This is a genomic window from Arthrobacter sp. SlRoot2-15, from assembly GCF_059739345.1.
In genome coordinates, this window is the sequence record NZ_AP046058.1 from 627854 (window position 1) to 642799 (window position 14946).

General features: G+C 69.1%; 15 protein-coding genes. 8 read left to right on the forward strand and 7 right to left on the reverse strand.

Annotated features, from left to right (window positions below):
* Positions 1-6 precede the first annotated feature (6 nt).
* Entirely contained in the window at positions 7-1614 is a 1608-nt protein-coding gene (locus AC6I9V_RS02935) for a carboxyl transferase domain-containing protein (RefSeq protein ID WP_497898282.1), read from the reverse strand.
* Positions 1615-1771: 157 nt separating this feature from the next.
* Here AC6I9V_RS02935 and AC6I9V_RS02940 point away from each other — a divergent pair, with 157 nt between their 5' ends.
* Positions 1772-2398: an SACE_7040 family transcriptional regulator gene (locus AC6I9V_RS02940; protein WP_497898283.1), complete on the forward strand. Its 627-nt coding sequence runs from the start codon at positions 1772-1774 to the stop codon at positions 2396-2398.
* A 163-nt stretch (positions 2399-2561) separates the two neighbouring features.
* Here AC6I9V_RS02940 and AC6I9V_RS02945 read toward each other — a convergent pair whose 3' ends face one another.
* From AC6I9V_RS02945 to pdhA, 3 genes are read right to left on the reverse strand one after another with little or no spacing between them, the layout of a single operon-like run.
* On the reverse strand, positions 2562-3977 hold the full coding sequence (locus AC6I9V_RS02945; protein WP_497898284.1) for a dihydrolipoamide acetyltransferase family protein: 1416 nt from the start codon (positions 3975-3977) through the stop codon (positions 2562-2564).
* Positions 3974-4984 carry an alpha-ketoacid dehydrogenase subunit beta gene (locus tag AC6I9V_RS02950; RefSeq protein WP_497898285.1) on the reverse strand — a complete coding sequence of 337 codons (1011 nt, stop codon included), beginning with the start codon at positions 4982-4984 and terminating at the stop codon, positions 3974-3976. The genes AC6I9V_RS02945 and AC6I9V_RS02950 overlap by 4 nt, the downstream gene beginning before the upstream one ends.
* Entirely contained in the window at positions 4984-6162 is a 1179-nt protein-coding gene (pdhA, locus tag AC6I9V_RS02955; RefSeq protein ID WP_497898286.1) for a pyruvate dehydrogenase (acetyl-transferring) E1 component subunit alpha, read from the reverse strand. Before pdhA ends, AC6I9V_RS02950 begins: the two co-directional genes overlap by 1 nt.
* 196 nt (positions 6163-6358) lie before the next feature.
* Between pdhA and AC6I9V_RS02960 the strand changes: the two genes are divergently transcribed.
* The 3 genes from AC6I9V_RS02960 to AC6I9V_RS02970 all read left to right on the forward strand — a co-directional run bounded on the left by AC6I9V_RS02960 (position 6359) and on the right by AC6I9V_RS02970 (position 8067).
* Entirely contained in the window at positions 6359-6832 is a 474-nt protein-coding gene (locus AC6I9V_RS02960) for an Lrp/AsnC family transcriptional regulator (protein WP_497898287.1), read from the forward strand.
* Between the two features lie 172 nt (positions 6833-7004).
* On the forward strand, positions 7005-7421 hold the full coding sequence (locus tag AC6I9V_RS02965) for a DUF4383 domain-containing protein (protein WP_497898288.1): 417 nt from the start codon (positions 7005-7007) through the stop codon (positions 7419-7421).
* A 19-nt stretch (positions 7422-7440) separates the two neighbouring features.
* Positions 7441-8067, forward strand: coding sequence for a hypothetical protein (locus AC6I9V_RS02970; RefSeq protein ID WP_497898289.1), 627 nt, complete (start codon positions 7441-7443; stop codon positions 8065-8067).
* 109 nt (positions 8068-8176) lie between these two features.
* On the opposite strand, the gene AC6I9V_RS02975 is transcribed toward AC6I9V_RS02970, so the two are convergent.
* Both AC6I9V_RS02975 and AC6I9V_RS02980 read right to left on the reverse strand, forming a co-directional pair.
* On the reverse strand, positions 8177-9793 hold the full coding sequence (locus tag AC6I9V_RS02975; RefSeq protein ID WP_349414395.1) for a monocarboxylic acid transporter: 1617 nt from the start codon (positions 9791-9793) through the stop codon (positions 8177-8179).
* Complete coding sequence (locus AC6I9V_RS02980; protein ID WP_349414393.1) at positions 9790-10170, reverse strand: DUF485 domain-containing protein; 381 nt, start codon at positions 10168-10170, stop codon at positions 9790-9792. The genes AC6I9V_RS02975 and AC6I9V_RS02980 overlap by 4 nt, the downstream gene beginning before the upstream one ends.
* Positions 10171-10409: 239 nt before the next feature.
* Here AC6I9V_RS02980 and AC6I9V_RS02985 point away from each other — a divergent pair, with 239 nt between their 5' ends.
* The 4 genes from AC6I9V_RS02985 (at position 10410) to AC6I9V_RS03000 (ending at position 14323) form a co-directional block, all read left to right on the forward strand.
* On the forward strand, positions 10410-11627 hold the full coding sequence (locus AC6I9V_RS02985) for a sensor histidine kinase (protein ID WP_497898290.1): 1218 nt from the start codon (positions 10410-10412) through the stop codon (positions 11625-11627).
* A gap of 89 nt (positions 11628-11716) precedes the next feature.
* The gene (locus tag AC6I9V_RS02990) at positions 11717-12436 is read left to right on the forward strand and encodes a LytR/AlgR family response regulator transcription factor (RefSeq protein ID WP_497898291.1); all 720 of its coding nucleotides are present in this window, start codon (positions 11717-11719) and stop codon (positions 12434-12436) included.
* Entirely contained in the window at positions 12433-12849 is a 417-nt protein-coding gene (locus AC6I9V_RS02995) for a hypothetical protein (RefSeq protein WP_497898292.1), read from the forward strand. The genes AC6I9V_RS02990 and AC6I9V_RS02995 overlap by 4 nt, the downstream gene beginning before the upstream one ends.
* Before the next feature lie 7 nt (positions 12850-12856).
* Positions 12857-14323: a sodium/solute symporter gene (locus AC6I9V_RS03000; protein WP_497898293.1), complete on the forward strand. Its 1467-nt coding sequence runs from the start codon at positions 12857-12859 to the stop codon at positions 14321-14323.
* 18 nt (positions 14324-14341) lie between these two features.
* Here AC6I9V_RS03000 and AC6I9V_RS03005 read toward each other — a convergent pair whose 3' ends face one another.
* Entirely contained in the window at positions 14342-14920 is a 579-nt protein-coding gene (locus tag AC6I9V_RS03005) for a DivIVA domain-containing protein (protein WP_349414388.1), read from the reverse strand.
* Positions 14921-14946 lie beyond the last annotated feature (26 nt).

Below are 14946 nucleotides of genomic sequence, written 5' to 3' on the forward strand. Positions count from 1 at the left end.
GGTGGCTCACATCCGGAAAAGGCCGAAGGAGGTCTCCGGCAGCGGGGTGCGGGAGACGACGTCGAGCGCCAGTCCCAGGACGGTGCGGGTGTCCGCAGGGTCGATGATGCCGTCATCCCAGAGCCGGGCCGTCGAGTAGTAGGGGCTGCCCTGGTCCTCGTACTGCTGTTTGATCGGGGCCTTGAAGGCTTCCTCGTCCGCGGCGGACCATTCCTCGCCGCGGGCCTCGTACTGGTCCCGCTTGACGGTGGCGAGCACGCTGGAGGCCTGGTTGCCGCCCATCACCGAGATCCGGGACGCCGGCCACATCCAGAGGAAGCGCGGCGAGTACGCCCGGCCGCACATCGAATAGTTGCCGGCGCCGAACGACCCGCCGATCACCACGGTCAGCTTGGGGACCCGGGCGGTCGCGACGGCGGTGACCATTTTGGCGCCGTTCTTCGCGATGCCGCCCTGCTCGTAGTCCTTGCCGACCATAAAGCCGGAGAGGTTCTGGAGGAAGATCAGCGGGATGCCGCGCTGGTCGCAGAGTTCGATGAAGTGCGCGCCCTTGAGCGAGGATTCACTGAACAGCACGCCGTTGTTTGCCACAATGCCCACCGGGTGGCCGTGCAGCTTGGCGAAGCCGGTGACCAGCGTGGTGCCGTAGTTCTTCTTGAACTCGTGGAAGCGGCTGCCGTCCACCAGTCGGGCGATGACTTCGCGGACGTCGTACTGGGCGTTGACGTCCGTGGGGACGGCACCGTAGAGCTCGTCCGGGTCGGCAACGGGTTCGACGGCGGTGTCGATCTCCCACGCGGGGGCGGCCGGCTTCGGCAGGGTGGAGACGATGTCGCGGACGATCTGCAGGGCGTGCTCGTCGTTTTCGGCCAGGTGGTCGGTGACGCCGGAGATCTTCGAGTGCACGTCGCCGCCGCCGAGTTCCTCGGCCGTGACGATCTCGCCGATGGCGGCCTTCACCAGTGGCGGGCCGCCCAGGAAGATCGTGCCCTGGTTGCGGACGATCACGGTCTCGTCGCTCATCGCGGGCACGTAAGCGCCGCCGGCGGTGCAGGACCCCATGACCGAGGCGATCTGCGGGATCTTGGCCGCGGACATCCTGGCCTGGTTGAAGAAGATCCGGCCGAAGTGCTCCTTGTCCGGGAAGACCTCGTCCTGCTTCGGCAGGAAGGCGCCGCCGGAGTCCACGAGGTAGATGCAGGGCAGCCGGTTCTCCAGCGCGATTTCCTGTGCCCGGAGGTGCTTCTTGACCGTCATCGGGTAATAGGTGCCGCCCTTGACCGTGGCGTCGTTGGAGATGACCAGGACCTGGCGGCCGTGGACCAGGCCGATTCCGGCGATCACGCCCGCGCCGGGTGAGTCGCCGTCGTACATGCCGTCGGCGGCCAGCGGGGCGATCTCCAGGAAGGGGCTGCCGTCGTCGAGCAGCCGGTCAATGCGTTCGCGCGGCAGGAGTTTGCCGCGGGAGACGTGCCGTTCCCGGGATTTTTCCGGCCCGCCCAGCGCGGCAGTGGCCAGGCGGTCCTTTAGCTCCCGGGCCAGGCCGAGCTGCGCCTCGCGGTTCGCGGCATAGCCGGTGCTGCCGGCGTCCACCTGGCTGGCGATTGTCTCCATTGACTGCTTCCGTCCTCGGCCGTGCGGCGTTCGCCCCGCGGGGCGCACCGGCCATTTCGGTTAGTAACGCATAACTGAGATTTAGGTTAGTCTCTATTAACTGTGATGTCCAACACAGCACAGTTAAATCAGGACATTCGAGAAGAGGGACGCGCCGGTGACCGAGTCAAGCCAGACCACCCAGCGAAGCCAGGCCAAGGAGAACCGCCGCAAGGCGCTGCTCACGGCTGCCGCGGCCCTCTTCGCCGCCGACGGTTTTAACCGGGTATCGCTGGAGGACCTCGGCGCCGCGGCGGGAGTCAGCGGCCCGGCCGTCTACCGCCACTTCGCCGGCAAGCAGGCCGTCTTGGGCGCGCTGCTGCTCAGCGTCAGCCAGGACCTGCTCGACGGCGGCCGGAGCGTGGTGGAGGGCTCCGCCGGCGCTGCCGCAGCCCTCGCCGGCCTGGTCGAATTCCACGTCGACTTCGCCCTCAGCAACCCCGACGTCATCCGGGTCCAGGACCAGGACTTCAGCAACCTCGACGACGACGACGAAGCCCAGGTCCGCACCCTGCAGCGCAACTACGTTGAACTCTGGGTGGACGTCCTAGCCACGATCCACCCGGACACCGATCCGGCCGAACTGCGGATGCGCGCGCACGCCACCTTCGGTCTGATCAACTCGACGCCGCACTCGGTGCGGAACCACGGCCGCCGGATGGCGCTCAAGCGCGCCCGGCCGCTGCTGGAAAGCATGGCGCTGGCCGCGCTGATGGCGCCGGCCACTCCCCGCCCGCTCGCCTAGGTCCCGCGCGCCGTCGCTCAGACCGGCCGCGCTCCGGGGGCACATTGGCGCGGACACGCCGACAACCGGCACCCGGCTGTCGAAATTTGCCCGCAAAGTGCCCCCGGACGGCAGAAGGCCGGGCACCCACGAGGTGGATGCCCGGCCTGTCGGCTTAGGGAACCTAGACCATCGCCAGGGCCATGCCGGGGTCGGCGAGGATGGCGCCGAGGTCCTGCAGGAACCGGGAGCCCTGTTCCCCGTCGACCAGCCGGTGGTCGAAGGACAGGCTCAGCGTCATGACCTGGCGCAGTGCCACCTCATCCTGGTACTCCCACGGCATCTTCCGCACCGCGCCGAGGGCGAGGATGGCGGCCTCGCCCGGGTTGAGGATGGGCGTGCCGGCGTCGATGCCAAAGACGCCGATGTTGGTGATGGAGATCGTTCCGCCGGAGAGGTCCGCCGGGGCGGTCTTGCCGGCCCGCGCGATCTCGGTCAGCTCGGTCAGCGCCGTGGAAAGCTCCAGCAGCGACATCCGGTCCGCGTCCTTGATGTTCGGCACGGTCAGCCCCCGCGGTGTTGCGGCCGCGATGCCGAGGTTGACGTAGTTGAACTGGACGATCTCCTGGTTGGCTTCGTCCCACCGGGCGTTGAGCGTCGGGTGGTTGCGCAGCGCGATCAGCACGGCCTTGGACACCAGGGTTAGCGGCGTCAGCTTGTAACCCGCGAAGGCCCGGCTGGCCTTGAGCCGGCCCAGCAGTTCCATGGTGGGCGTGACGTCCAGGGTCAGGAACTCGGTGACGTGCGGGGCGGTGAAGGCGCTGGACACCATGGCCGCAGCGGTGAACTTCCGCACGCCCTTGATCGGGGTCCGGGTTTCCCGCTCGCCCTGGCCGCGGGCGGCTGCCTGGCCAGCCAGTTCCTGCGGCGCCACCGGCAGGTCCCCGCCGCCAACGAAGTTCCGAACGTCATCGCGGGTGATGAGGCCGTGCTCCCCCGTTCCGGTGACGGCCGCGAGGTCGACGCCGAGGTCCTTGGCAAGCTTGCGCACCGGCGGCGTGGAGCGCGGACGCTCGGTGCCTCCGGCAGCGGCCGGCGCCGCAGCGGCGGCGGCCGGCGCCGCAGGAGCCTCGACGGCCACGGGTGCCGGTTCAACCACCGTCGCAGGCTCCGCGACCGGGGCGGCCACCGGAGCGGCCACGGGGGCAGCCGTGACGGCCGGAGCCGCGGCGGCGAAGCTGCGGGCGCGGCGGGCCGGCCGGCCGGAGCCTTCCAGCACGGCGCCGTAGCCAACCAGGTTCGGCTCCCGCTTGGCGGGGGCTTCCCCGGAGCCGGCGCCGCCGTCGTCGCCCTCCACCTCGAACGAGACGATCGGCTTGCCGACCTCCACCACGGTGCCGGGCTGCTCGTGCAGCGCCGTCACGACGCCGGCGAACGGCGAGGGCAGTTCGACGACGGCCTTGGCCGTTTCCACCTCGGCGATGATCTGGTTGAGCGTGACGGTATCCCCCACCCCGACCTTCCACGCGACGATTTCTGATTCCGTCAGGCCTTCACCGAGGTCCGGAAGCCGGAATTCCTTGATCATGGTGGCGGTCATCCTTCCAGCCCGCTAAGGGAGTTGGGGCGGCCCATGGCCCGGTCGACGCCGTCGAGGATCCTGTCCAGGCCCGGCAGGTGGTGCATTTCAAGCTTTGAATACGGGTACGGCACGTCGAAGCCGGTCACCCGGACGGGTGCCGCTTCGAGGTGGTAGAAGCAGCGTTCGGTGATGCTGGCGGCTACCTCCGCGCCGAGGCCGCCGGTCTGGGAGGCCTCGTGCGTGATGACGAGGCGTCCGGTTTTCCGGACCGAGGCCTCGAGGGTTGCGAAGTCCAGCGGGGCAAGCGAGCGCAGGTCGATCACCTCGATCGAGACGCCCTCGTCGGCCGCGGCCAGGGCGGCGTCGCGGGCGGTCTTGACGAGCGGGCCGTAGGCGACGAGCGTGACGTCGGTGCCCTCGGTGACTACACGGGCCTTCTCCATGGACAGGGCGGCGGAGAGGTCGAGCGTCTCATCTACCTCGCCCTTGTCGTGGTAGCGGCGCTTGGGTTCGAAGTAGAGCACCGGGTCGTCGGAGGCGATGGCCTGCTGGATCATGGTGTGGGCGTCCTGCGGGTTGGACACGCTGATCACGCGCAGGCCGGAGGTGTGGGTGAAGTAGGCCTCGGGCGATTCGGAGTGGTGTTCGGGTGAGCCGATGCCGCCACCGAACGGGACGCGGATGGTGATGGGCATCTTCACGGCGCCCTGGGTGCGGTAGTGCATCTTGGCGACCTGGCTGACGATCTGGTCGAACGCCGGGTAGATGAACCCGTCGAACTGGATCTCCACCACCGGGCGGTAGCCGCGGTAGGCCAGGCCGACGGCGGTGCCGAGGATGCCGGATTCGGCCAGCGGCGTGTCCACCACGCGGTGCTTGCCGAAGTCCTTTTGCAGGCCGTCGGTGACGCGGAAAACGCCGCCGAGGGTGCCGATGTCCTCGCCCATGAGGATCACCTTGGGATCGTTTTCGAGGGACTTGCGCAGGCCCGAATTAATGGCTCGGGCAAAGGTCATCTGCGTCATCAGCGTGCACCTTCTTCGGAAGCGGCTTCTGCGGGATCGCCGAAGGAAGCCAGGTAACGGGTGTAGTGGTCCTGCTGGCGGTCCAGCGAGGAGTTGGGTGTGCTGTAGACGTGCTTGAAGATGTCCAGCGGCTGCGGCTCGGCCATGTTGATGGTGCCGGCGCGCAGTTCCTTGGCCACCGCATCGGCCTTGGCGGCGACGGCGGCTTCCAGCTCCTCGGTGAACAGCCCCTTGCGCTCGAGCAGCGTCTTGAGCCGTTCGATCGGGTCCTTCGCGGCCCAGTCCTCAAGCTCGTTGGCGTCCCGGTAACGGGTGGGGTCGTCCGCCGTCGTGTGCGGGCCCATCCGGTAGGTGACGGCCTCGATGAAGGTGGGTCCGCCGCTGCGGCGGGCGCGGTCGACGGCGATCCGGGTGGCGGCCATCACGGCCAGCACGTCGTTGCCGTCCACGCGCATGCTCGGGATGCCGAAGCCCGAGGCGCGGTCCGCGATCTGGATGTGGGACTGCAGCATCACTGGCTCGGAGATGGCCCAGTGGTTGTTCTGGCAGATGAAGACCACGGGGGCCTGGAAGCTTGCCGCGAAGACCATGGCCTCGTTGACGTCGCCTTCGCTGGTGGCGCCGTCGCCAAAGTAGGCCACGGCCACGGAGTCGGCGCCGTCGTTCTGGATGCCCATGGCGTATCCGGTGGCGTGCAGCGACTGGGCGCCGATGATGATCTGCTGCGTTGCCACGTTCACGGTGAAGGGATCCCAGCCGGCCAGGGCGTTCCCGCGCCAGGCCTTGACAATGTCCGCCGGCTGCACTCCGCGGACGTAGGCGACGCCGTTGTCACGGTAGCTAGGGAAGACGAAGTCGTCGTCGCGGAGTGCCCGGGCCGAGCCGATCTGGGAGGCTTCCTGGCCCAGCAGCGGAGGCCAGAGGGCGAGCTCGCCCTGGCGCTGCAGGGCGGTCGCCTCGGCGTCGATGCGACGGATCGCCACCATGTCCTCGTAGAGCGAGGCGAGTTGTTCGTCGCTTACGTCCTGAACCCAGGAGTCGAACTCCGGATTGCTGACGCGTTCACCTCCCGGGGTGATGAGCTGGACGAGATCGCCGCCCGTGCGCCTGTTTGATTCTGCACTGTTCCCGGGGCCGCCGGCGGCAATGCCGCCCTTGCCCGCGTCGTCGGTAAACACAGTTTGTCCGCAACCTTCTGACGTCGTCTGACCCTGCCCGCGGGACTCGTGATCCCTGCGCGCGACGGCCACCCGGGCGCCGTTGCCCCGGATAATTGTGACCCTACTCACAACTTCCATTGGGTACAACCACCCCCGAAAAAATTGAGCATTCTGCCCTGACCGCGATGTTTGGACCGTGCTAATCTTGCGCATTATGCAACCCTTGGATGGCACCGACACCCGCCTACTTTCGGCCATGGCCCTGGATCCCCGGCGGACCGTGGTGGCACTGGCGCAGAAGCTCGGCCTGTCGCGGAACACGGTGCAGGCCCGGATGGCCCAGCTGGAGAAAAAGCACGTCTTTCTCTCCTTCGAGCGGCGGATCAACCCGGCCTCGCTGGGCTACCCGCTGATGGCGTTCATCTCCGTCCATGTCCAGCAGCAGAAGCTCGGACAGCTGGCCGTGGAGCTGGCCGGCATTCCGGAGATCCTGGAGGGCTACGGCCTCACCGGTTCGGCCGACCTGCTGCTGAAGGTGGTGGCGCTCGACGCCGAGGACCTGTTCCGGATCAACGGCAAGATCCTCTCCTGCGACGGCGTGGACCGGACCGACACCGCGCTGGCCATGAGCGAGCTGATTCCGTTCCGGATCCAGCCGCTGCTCGAACGCGGCCCGGCGGAGGCCTGACTGACAGGTCCCCGACCTCAGGCGCCGACCCTGAGCTGGGAAGACATTCCCGTGCCGGCTCCCGCCGTACCCATCCAAAACACCGCATGGTCCGAATCGTCCTGCAGAGAGTCCCGACCGGGACCCGCACCCGGCCGGCCACCCGCCGGCCCAATAGATAAGGATCCGGACCATGCGCACCTCACCGAACCGCTTGATCGCCACCGTTTTTGGCGCCGTCTACCTGCTGGTCGGCCTGCTGGGCTTTGCCGTCACCTCCGGCGTAGGCTTCTTCGCCACCGAAGGCGTCGACCTCATCATTTTCGAGGTCAACCCGCTGCACAACGTGATCCACCTCGCCATCGGCGCCGCCCTCCTCTACGCGGGGCTGAAGAACGTCCAGCTCGCCAGGGGCGTCAACACCACGGTCGGCGCCGTCTACCTGCTGGTGGGCATCGTGGGGCTGTTCCTGCTCAGCTCGCCGCTGAACATCATCGCCCTGAACGGCCCGGACAACGTTCTGCACCTGGCCAGCGCGGTACTGCTGCTCGGGGTCGGGCTGTCGATGGACAAGTCCGCCGCCGGTACCCACCAGCGCGCCCACGTCTAAGCGCCCGCGCACAGCAGCCATGAAACAGTTCACCAGCAGGATGACGGCACTGCCGGAGGCCGCCGGAATGACCGGACGCAGCCAGGGCACGACGGCGGCCGCCGCCCTCTTGTTCGCGGGCTTCGCGGGCTTCGGCGCGGGTTCGGTCGACCTCGCGACCGCCTCCAGCCTGCTGCTCTCCCCCGCCGCCGGCGGCTTTGCCGTGGCCGGCGGGGTGGGGGCGGCCCTCTGGGGAACGGCGCTGCTGGTCTGGTCCGTCCTGTCCTTGCAGCGGGGCAGCCTGCTGCGGGCCCGGACGGCCACGGCGCTGCTGCTGGTCGCGTCCCTGGTCCACGCCGCGTCCGCGCTGGCGGCCATGGCGGCCGGCCCCTCGGGGCTCGCGCTTAGCCACCTCGCGGCGCTGCTGCTCAGCCTCATGATCGTGGCCGCGTCAGGCTGGTTGAAGCGCCGGTCCGGCGGGGATCCCGCCGGCACCGGGGTTGTTGCGCAGCCCCGGGCAGGCCGGCTGCTCCTGGCCGCGTTCGCCTCCGCGGTGCTGGTCGCCGGGATTGCGACGCCCGGGCTGGCGGCGTCGACGGCCGGCCAGTACGCGGTGCCGCATGGCGAACACGGGCTTCCCGGCGTCGGGTCCCACCACGGCCACTGACAACGGCAGTCTCCACAACGCGAAAAGGAAGCCCCCGTGCACTTGTGCACGGGGGCTTCCTCTTTTGGTGCCGGCCGGAGCCCCGGTGGAGTCCGGACCGGCGGGGGCCCTAGTGGTTCGTGGCCTTCTCGGCGCCCACCCCGGTCAGGGAGCGGACTTCCATTTCGGCCTGCTTCGTGGTGTCCTCCAGCTTCTTGTCCAGGACCGTGCCCAGCCAGCCCAGGAAGAACGCGAGCGGGATGGAGACGATGCCGGGGTTGCTCAGCGGGAAGACCGCGAAGTTGGCCCCCTGGATCATCGAGGTCTTGGCGCCGGAGACCACCGGGGAGAGCGCGATCAGGAGGATAGCGGAGCCGAGGCCGCCGTACATGCTCCAAATGGCGCCCTGGGTGGTGAACTTCCGCCAGAACAGCGAGTAGATGATCGTCGGCAGGTTGGCCGACGCCGCCACGGCGAAGGCCAGCGCCACCAGGAAGGCGACGTTCTGGCCGTTGGCGAAGATGCCGCCGACGATGGCCAGGATGCCGATCACGACGACGGTGCGGCGGGCCACCTTGACCTCGGTGTCCGGGTCCGCCTTGCCCTTGGCGAGGACGTTGGCGTAGATGTCGTGCGCAAAGGACGCCGCCGCGGTGATGGTGAGGCCGGCGACCACGGCGAGGATGGTCGCGAAGGCCACCGCAGAGATGAAGCCCAGCAGCAACGGGCCGCCGAGGTGGAAGGCCAGCAGCGGAGCTGCCGAGTTGACCCCGCCCGGGGCGCCCTTGATGGTGTCGGCACCGACCAGCGCCGCTGCGCCGTAGCCCAGGACCAGCGTGAACAGGTAGAACAGCCCGATCAGCCAGATGGACCACACCACGGACTTGCGGGCTTCCTTGGCGGTCGGAACCGTGTAGAAGCGCATCAGCACGTGCGGCAGGGCGGCGGTGCCGAGCACCAGCGCCAGGCCCAGGGACATAAAGTCCAGCTTGGTCGTGTCGGACTTGCCGTACTGCAGGCCCGGGTTGAGGACGGCCGGGTTCTTGGCCGTTTCCGCCGCGCCGCCGAGCAGGTCGGAGAGGTTGAAGCCGTAAATCGCGAGGACCCAGAAGGTCATCACGGCCGCGCCCGCGATCAGCAGCATGGCCTTGATGATCTGCACCCAGGTGGTGCCCTTCATGCCGCCGATCAGGACGTACATGATCATCAGGGCGCCGACGACGATGATCACCAGGGCCTGGCCGCCCCAGTCGCTGATGCCCAGCAGCAGCGAGATAAGGCTACCGGCGCCGGCCATCTGCGCCAGGAGGTAGAAGAAGCAGACCGCGAGGGTGGAGATGGCGGCGGCAATGCGCACCGGCCGCTGCTTGAGCCGGAAGGAGAGCACGTCGGCCATGGTGAACTTGCCCGTGTTGCGCAGCAGTTCTGCCACCAGCAGCAGCGCGACGAGCCAGGCGACAAGGAAGCCGATGGAGTACATAAAGCCGTCGTAGCCGTTGATGGCGATGGCTCCGGTGATGCCGAGGAAGGATGCGGCGGAGAGGTAATCGCCAGCGATCGCGGTGCCGTTCTGCGAGCCGGTGAACGAGCGGCCGGCGGCGTAGTAGTCGGCGGCCGTCTTGTTGTTGCGGCTGGCGCGGAACACGATCACCATGGTGACCGCGACGAACAGGGCGAAGATGCCCATGTTCAGCAGGGTGGTGTCTTTGAGGGCGGCAACGTTGACCGCGGGGACCATTAGTGTCATTTTGCCGTTCCGCTCACTGGGTTGCCGTGCTTGTCGAACTCGTGGCCTTCGATCTCATGACGGATCTCGGAGGCGATCGGGTCCAGTTTCCGGTTCGAGTAGCTGACGTACCAGCCGGTGATGGCGAACGTGGACACGAACTGCAGCAGACCCAGGATCAGGCCGATGTTGATGTTGCCCCAGACCTTCGTGGACATAAAGCCCACCGCATAGTCGGCCAGCAGGACGTAGGCGAAGTACCACAGCAGGAATGCGATGGCCATCGGGAAGACAAAGCTGCGGTGACGTTTGCGCAGTTCCTGGAACCGCTCCGTCGACTGGACTTCCTTGAAGTCCACGGACGCCGCTGCGTCCGTGTGTTGGGCGTCGTGACCCATCGTTCCTCCTCATTGAGACTGGCGAGTCACCGCCGGGTACCCCGGGCTCCGGAAAAGAGTCCTCCGGCGCTGTGTGACTGCAATCACTGTGCATCGTGATGCGCGTTACATTCCAGCACCGCCGCGTTTCCCGTCGCTCAACGGTCGCGATGCTGCGCTCAACGGCGTTCGACGGCGCCGGGCGGCGTTCGGGGCGCCCGGCGGCCCGGACGCCCCGAACGCCGCGCTACGCTGGCAGCATGCCGGACTCTCCCCTTTTCACCGCGGCGGCGATCGCCGTGATCGCGCTGGCGATCGCCGTCGTCGTGGCCGTTGGACTTAAAGTCCTGCGCTCCTTCCGCGAGCTGGGCACCGACGCGGAACGCGCAACGTACAAGACCCTGCACGCCGCCTCCCGTGCGGGGCAGTACCTGCGCACCGGCCTGAACCCGGCGGGCGCCGCCAAGGCGAGCCGGCAGTTGCGGAGCCTGCTGGGCTGCGACGCGCTGGCGATCACCGACACCACCGGCGTGCTGGCCTGGGACGGTGCCGGCGAGGAGCTCAAGCCCGCCCTGATGGGGCTCGCCGCCAAGGTGCTCGAGGGCGGCCACACCGCGGTGATTCCGGCCGGCGAACTGCAGCTGCTCGCCGCCGGCCGGGCCGCCGCGCCGCTGGCGGAAGGCGTGGAGCGCGCCGTCGTGATCGCCCCGATCAAGGCCGGCACCCGGGTGGTCGGGGTGGTGGCCGCTTTCGCCCCGGCGGCCGGGTCGGGCCTGGTCCGTGCCACCAGCGAGGTGGCCGACTGGGTGGCGACGCAGGTGGAGCTGGCCGAGCTGGATGCCTCCCGGACCCTGCTGATGGAGGCCGAGGTCCGGGCGCTCCGGGCACAGATCAGCCCGCACTTCATCTACAACTCACTCAACGCGATCGCCTCCTTCATCAACACGGACCCGGTCCGCGCCCGCGAACTGGTGGTGGAGTTCGCCGACTTCACCCGCTATTCCTTCCGCCGCCACGGCGACTTCACCACCCTCGCCGAGGAACTGCGCTGCATCGACCGGTACCTGCTGCTGGAACGGGCGCGCTTCGGCGAGCGGGTCCAGGTGAGCCTGCGGATCGCGCCGGAGGTGCTCAGCACCGTCATCCCGTTCCTGAGCCTGCAGCCGCTGGTGGAGAACGCGGTCCGGCACGGCCTGGAGGCCAAGGAGGGCCCGGGCCACATCACCATCACGGCCAACGATTCGGGCGCCTTCGCCGAGGTCACCATCGAGGACGACGGCGTCGGCATGGATCCGGAGAAACTGCGGGCCGTCCTGGCCGGGCACGGCGAAGGCGACCATGTGGGGCTGCGGAACGTTGATGCCCGGCTGCGGCAGGTCTACGGCGAGGACAACGGTCTGGTCATCGAGACGGCCCCGGACGAGGGGACCCTGATCACCATGCGGGTGCCCAAGTCCCAGCCGCGGCACGACGCCTGAGCCCGGCACATTGCCAGGGCCCGCGGCGGGCCCCGCGCCGGGCCCCGCGGCGGCGCTGGTGACACGCCCCGCGGCGGTACCCTAGGACCATGATTAACGTCCTCGTCGCCGATGACGAGCTGCCCGCCGTCGAGGAACTGGCCTTCCTGCTGGGCCGGGATGACCGGATCGGCACCATCCACCGAGCCTCCTCCGGCGCCGAAGCGCTGCGCGCCCTGGAGGCCGAGGATGTCGACGCCGTCTTCCTGGACATCCACATGCCGGCCCTCTCCGGGCTGGACATCGCCCGGGTCATTTCCCGCAGTGCCCGGCCGCCCGCCGTCGTCTTTGTGACCGCCGACGAGGACTGCGCGCTGGAGGCCTTCGAGCTCGCGGCGGTGGACTACCTGCTCAAGCCCGTCCGCGCCGAACGACTGGCCCGGTCGATCGGCCGGATCAGCGAACTGATCCGCGAGGGCGCCCCGCCGCCGGAGATGATCACCGTGGATCTTGGCGGCACCACCAAAATGATCCGGCGCGACGACGTCACCTATGTCCAGGCCCAGGGCGACTATGCCCGGCTGCACACCGCGGATGCCAGCTACCTGATCCGGGTGCCGCTGGCGGACCTCGAACAGCAGTGGGCCGACGCCGGCTTCCTGCGCATCCACCGGTCCTACCTGATCGCCCTGAACCACCTCAGCCACATGAAGCTCGCCGCTGCCCGTCCCAGCGTGACCGTGGCCGGGGCCGAACTGCCGATCAGCCGCCGGCACCTGCCGTCCGTCCGGGAGAAGCTCGAGGCAACCCGGATCCGGCCGCAGGCATGACCCGGGTCCGGGTCACCGCGCCGCGCAGTTTTCATCCGGGCGGCCCCGCCACCGCGGGCAGCCTCACCGCCGGCGCGGCCACCGCCGGCGCGGCCGCCGGCCGCTCGGCCGTCGAGACGCGCGAGGCCGCCGAGGAGTCCGACGCCGGGCAGGTGTTCATCCGCTCGCTGATCCGCTCGCAGCTGCGGCTCGGCATCGTGGTGGCGGCGGGGTTCCTGCTGATCCTGCTCGCGTTCGCGCTGATGCTCGGGCTGGTGCCGGGCCTGGCGGAGCTGCGGATCGCCGGGCTGCCCTTTGACTGGGTTCTGCTGGGAGCCGGCATCTACCCGGTGATCGGCCTCAGCGCGTGGTTGTACGTCCGCACGGCGGCGCGGAACGAGTCCCGCTACCGGGATCTCGCCGGGGACAAGTGAGGCACGGGTGAACCCGGTCGTTGGCATCGCGGCCTTCGTGGCCGTGTCCCTGGCCACCGCCGTGATCGGTTTCTACGGCCTGCGGATCTCGCGTACCACCGGGGACTTCTACGTCGCCTCCCGCACGGTGCGGCCCTGGTGGAACGCCTCGGCAATCGGCGGCGAGTATCTCTCCGCGGCCAGCTTCCTCGGCGTCGCCGGCCTGATCCTGCTCTCCGGCACCGACGCGCTGTGGTTCCCGGTGGGCTACACCGCCGGGTACCTGATGCTCCTGCTGTTTGTCGCCGCGCCGCTGCGCCGCTCCGGCGCCTACACGATTCCCGACTTCACCGAGGCCCGGCTCGACTCCCGGGCGGTGCGCCGGGTGACAAGCCTGGTGGTGGTGGTCGTCGGCTGGCTCTACATCGTCCCTCAGCTGCACGGCGCCGCGCTGGCGATCCGGATCACCACGGGGCTGCCTGCCTGGGTGGGGCAGGTGGCCGTGGTCGCCGTCGTCTGCGTGACGGTGGTGTCCGGCGGGATGCGCTCAATCACCTTTGTGCAGGCCTTCCAGTACTGGCTGAAACTGACTGCGCTGGCGGTGCCCGTGCTGTTTATCCTGTTCGTCCTCGCCGGAACCGGCGCCCCCGCGGTCGCCGAGTCGAACGTGAACCCGACTGCACTGGCCCCTGCGGGTCCGTACCAGAACATCTCGCTGCTGGTGGCACTGCTGTTCGGGACCCTGGGGCTGCCGCACGTGCTGGTGCGCTTCTACACCAACCCTGACGGCCAGTCGGCACGCCGGACCACCCTCATTGTGCTGGGCCTGCTCTCGGTCTTCTACCTGTTCCCGACGGCGTACGGGTTGATCGGGCGGACGTTCGCCCCGGGGCTGGCGCAGAGCGGGCAGGCGGATGCCCTGGTGCTGCTGCTGCCCGGCCGGCTGGTCGGCGGCCCGGCCGGGGACCTGCTCTCGGCGCTCGTGGTGGCCGGGGCGTTCGCCGCCTTCCTCTCGACCACCTCGGGGCTGGTGGTGTCGCTGGCGGGCGTGATCAGCCAGGACATCCTGGGCGGGAGCGTGCGCGGGTTCCGGCTCGCCACACTGCTCGCCGCGGTGGTGCCGCTGGGGATCGCGGCGATGACGGATTCCACGGCTCTGGCCGGCAGTGTGGGCCTGGTGTTCGCGTTCACCGCCTCCACCATCTGCCCGGTGCTGCTGCTGGGCATCTGGTGGCGGGGGCTGACCGACGCCGGCGCGATCGCCGGGATGCTGACCGGGGCGGCGTCCTGCGGCGGCGCCATGCTGGCCGGCGCCCTGCTGGGACCGGCCGGCACGCCGCCGTGGCTCGCGCAGCCGGCCGCCTGGACGGTCCCGGCCGCCTTCGCGGTGATGGTGCTGGTCTCCCGGGCCACCCGGGGCCGGGTTCCGCGGACCATCACCCGGCTGATGACCCGGCTGCACACCCCGGAGCGGCCGCTCGCGACCGAACGGTAAGACTGCGGCCGCTGAGCGTTAGTCGATGGCGGCCATGAGTTCGACGACGCGGTCCAGGAAGGCGTCGACCTGGCTCTCCTCGTAGCCTTCGCGCCCGACGGCGGGCCGGAACGTGGCGCGGCGGACGTTGTCCACGCTGAGCGGCTGGTCCTCCTCGAGGTAGCCGATCAGCTCGTGGCAAAGGTCGTCGACGTCGGTGGTGTTGTAGCTGCGCACCTTGCCCTTGGCGGGGCGCCGGAAGCGCTGGCCGTCAGGCCGGTGCAGACGGCCGCGGAGCAGCCCGGCGAGCCGGCCGATGTCGCGCAGCCAGGCGTCCTCGCCGCGCTCACTGATCAGTTCGTCCCGTTCCCGTCGGGCCAGGGCATCTTCGAGGCGGTCCAGGGCCGCGTCCACGCCGGGGGCCGCGTAGCCGCCCTTGACCGGGTCGAAGGAGACCGCACGGACATCGGCGCTTTTGACCGCCCGGGACGCTGCGTGGGGTGTTTCAAACGACACCCGGGCGCGCTGCAGGAACTGGTCCACCTGCTTGGCGTTGTAGCCGTACTGGTTCCGCTGCACGCGGTCAAAGGAGGCAGGGATCTGCCGGTTGATGTCCACTGTAACTATGTTTCCTTCGAGGCCGT

Excerpts from the sequence above, each read along its gene's own strand:
- AC6I9V_RS02935 (WP_497898282.1), bottom strand. The coding sequence starts at position 1,614 with ATGGAGACAATCGCCAGCCAGGTGGACGCCGGCAGCACCGGCTATGCC.
- AC6I9V_RS02945 (WP_497898284.1), bottom strand. The coding sequence starts at position 3,977 with ATGACCGCCACCATGATCAAGGAATTCCGGCTTCCGGACCTCGGTGAA.
- AC6I9V_RS02950 (WP_497898285.1), bottom strand. The coding sequence starts at position 4,984 with ATGACGCAGATGACCTTTGCCCGAGCCATTAATTCGGGCCTGCGCAAG.
- AC6I9V_RS02960 (WP_497898287.1), top strand. The coding sequence starts at position 6,359 with ATGCAACCCTTGGATGGCACCGACACCCGCCTACTTTCGGCCATGGCC.
- AC6I9V_RS02965 (WP_497898288.1), top strand. The coding sequence starts at position 7,005 with ATGCGCACCTCACCGAACCGCTTGATCGCCACCGTTTTTGGCGCCGTC.
- AC6I9V_RS02970 (WP_497898289.1), top strand. The coding sequence starts at position 7,441 with ATGAAACAGTTCACCAGCAGGATGACGGCACTGCCGGAGGCCGCCGGA.
- AC6I9V_RS02975 (WP_349414395.1), bottom strand. The coding sequence starts at position 9,793 with ATGACACTAATGGTCCCCGCGGTCAACGTTGCCGCCCTCAAAGACACC.
- AC6I9V_RS02980 (WP_349414393.1), bottom strand. The coding sequence starts at position 10,170 with ATGGGTCACGACGCCCAACACACGGACGCAGCGGCGTCCGTGGACTTC.
- AC6I9V_RS02985 (WP_497898290.1), top strand. The coding sequence starts at position 10,410 with ATGCCGGACTCTCCCCTTTTCACCGCGGCGGCGATCGCCGTGATCGCG.
- AC6I9V_RS02990 (WP_497898291.1), top strand. The coding sequence starts at position 11,717 with ATGATTAACGTCCTCGTCGCCGATGACGAGCTGCCCGCCGTCGAGGAA.
- AC6I9V_RS02995 (WP_497898292.1), top strand. The coding sequence starts at position 12,433 with ATGACCCGGGTCCGGGTCACCGCGCCGCGCAGTTTTCATCCGGGCGGC.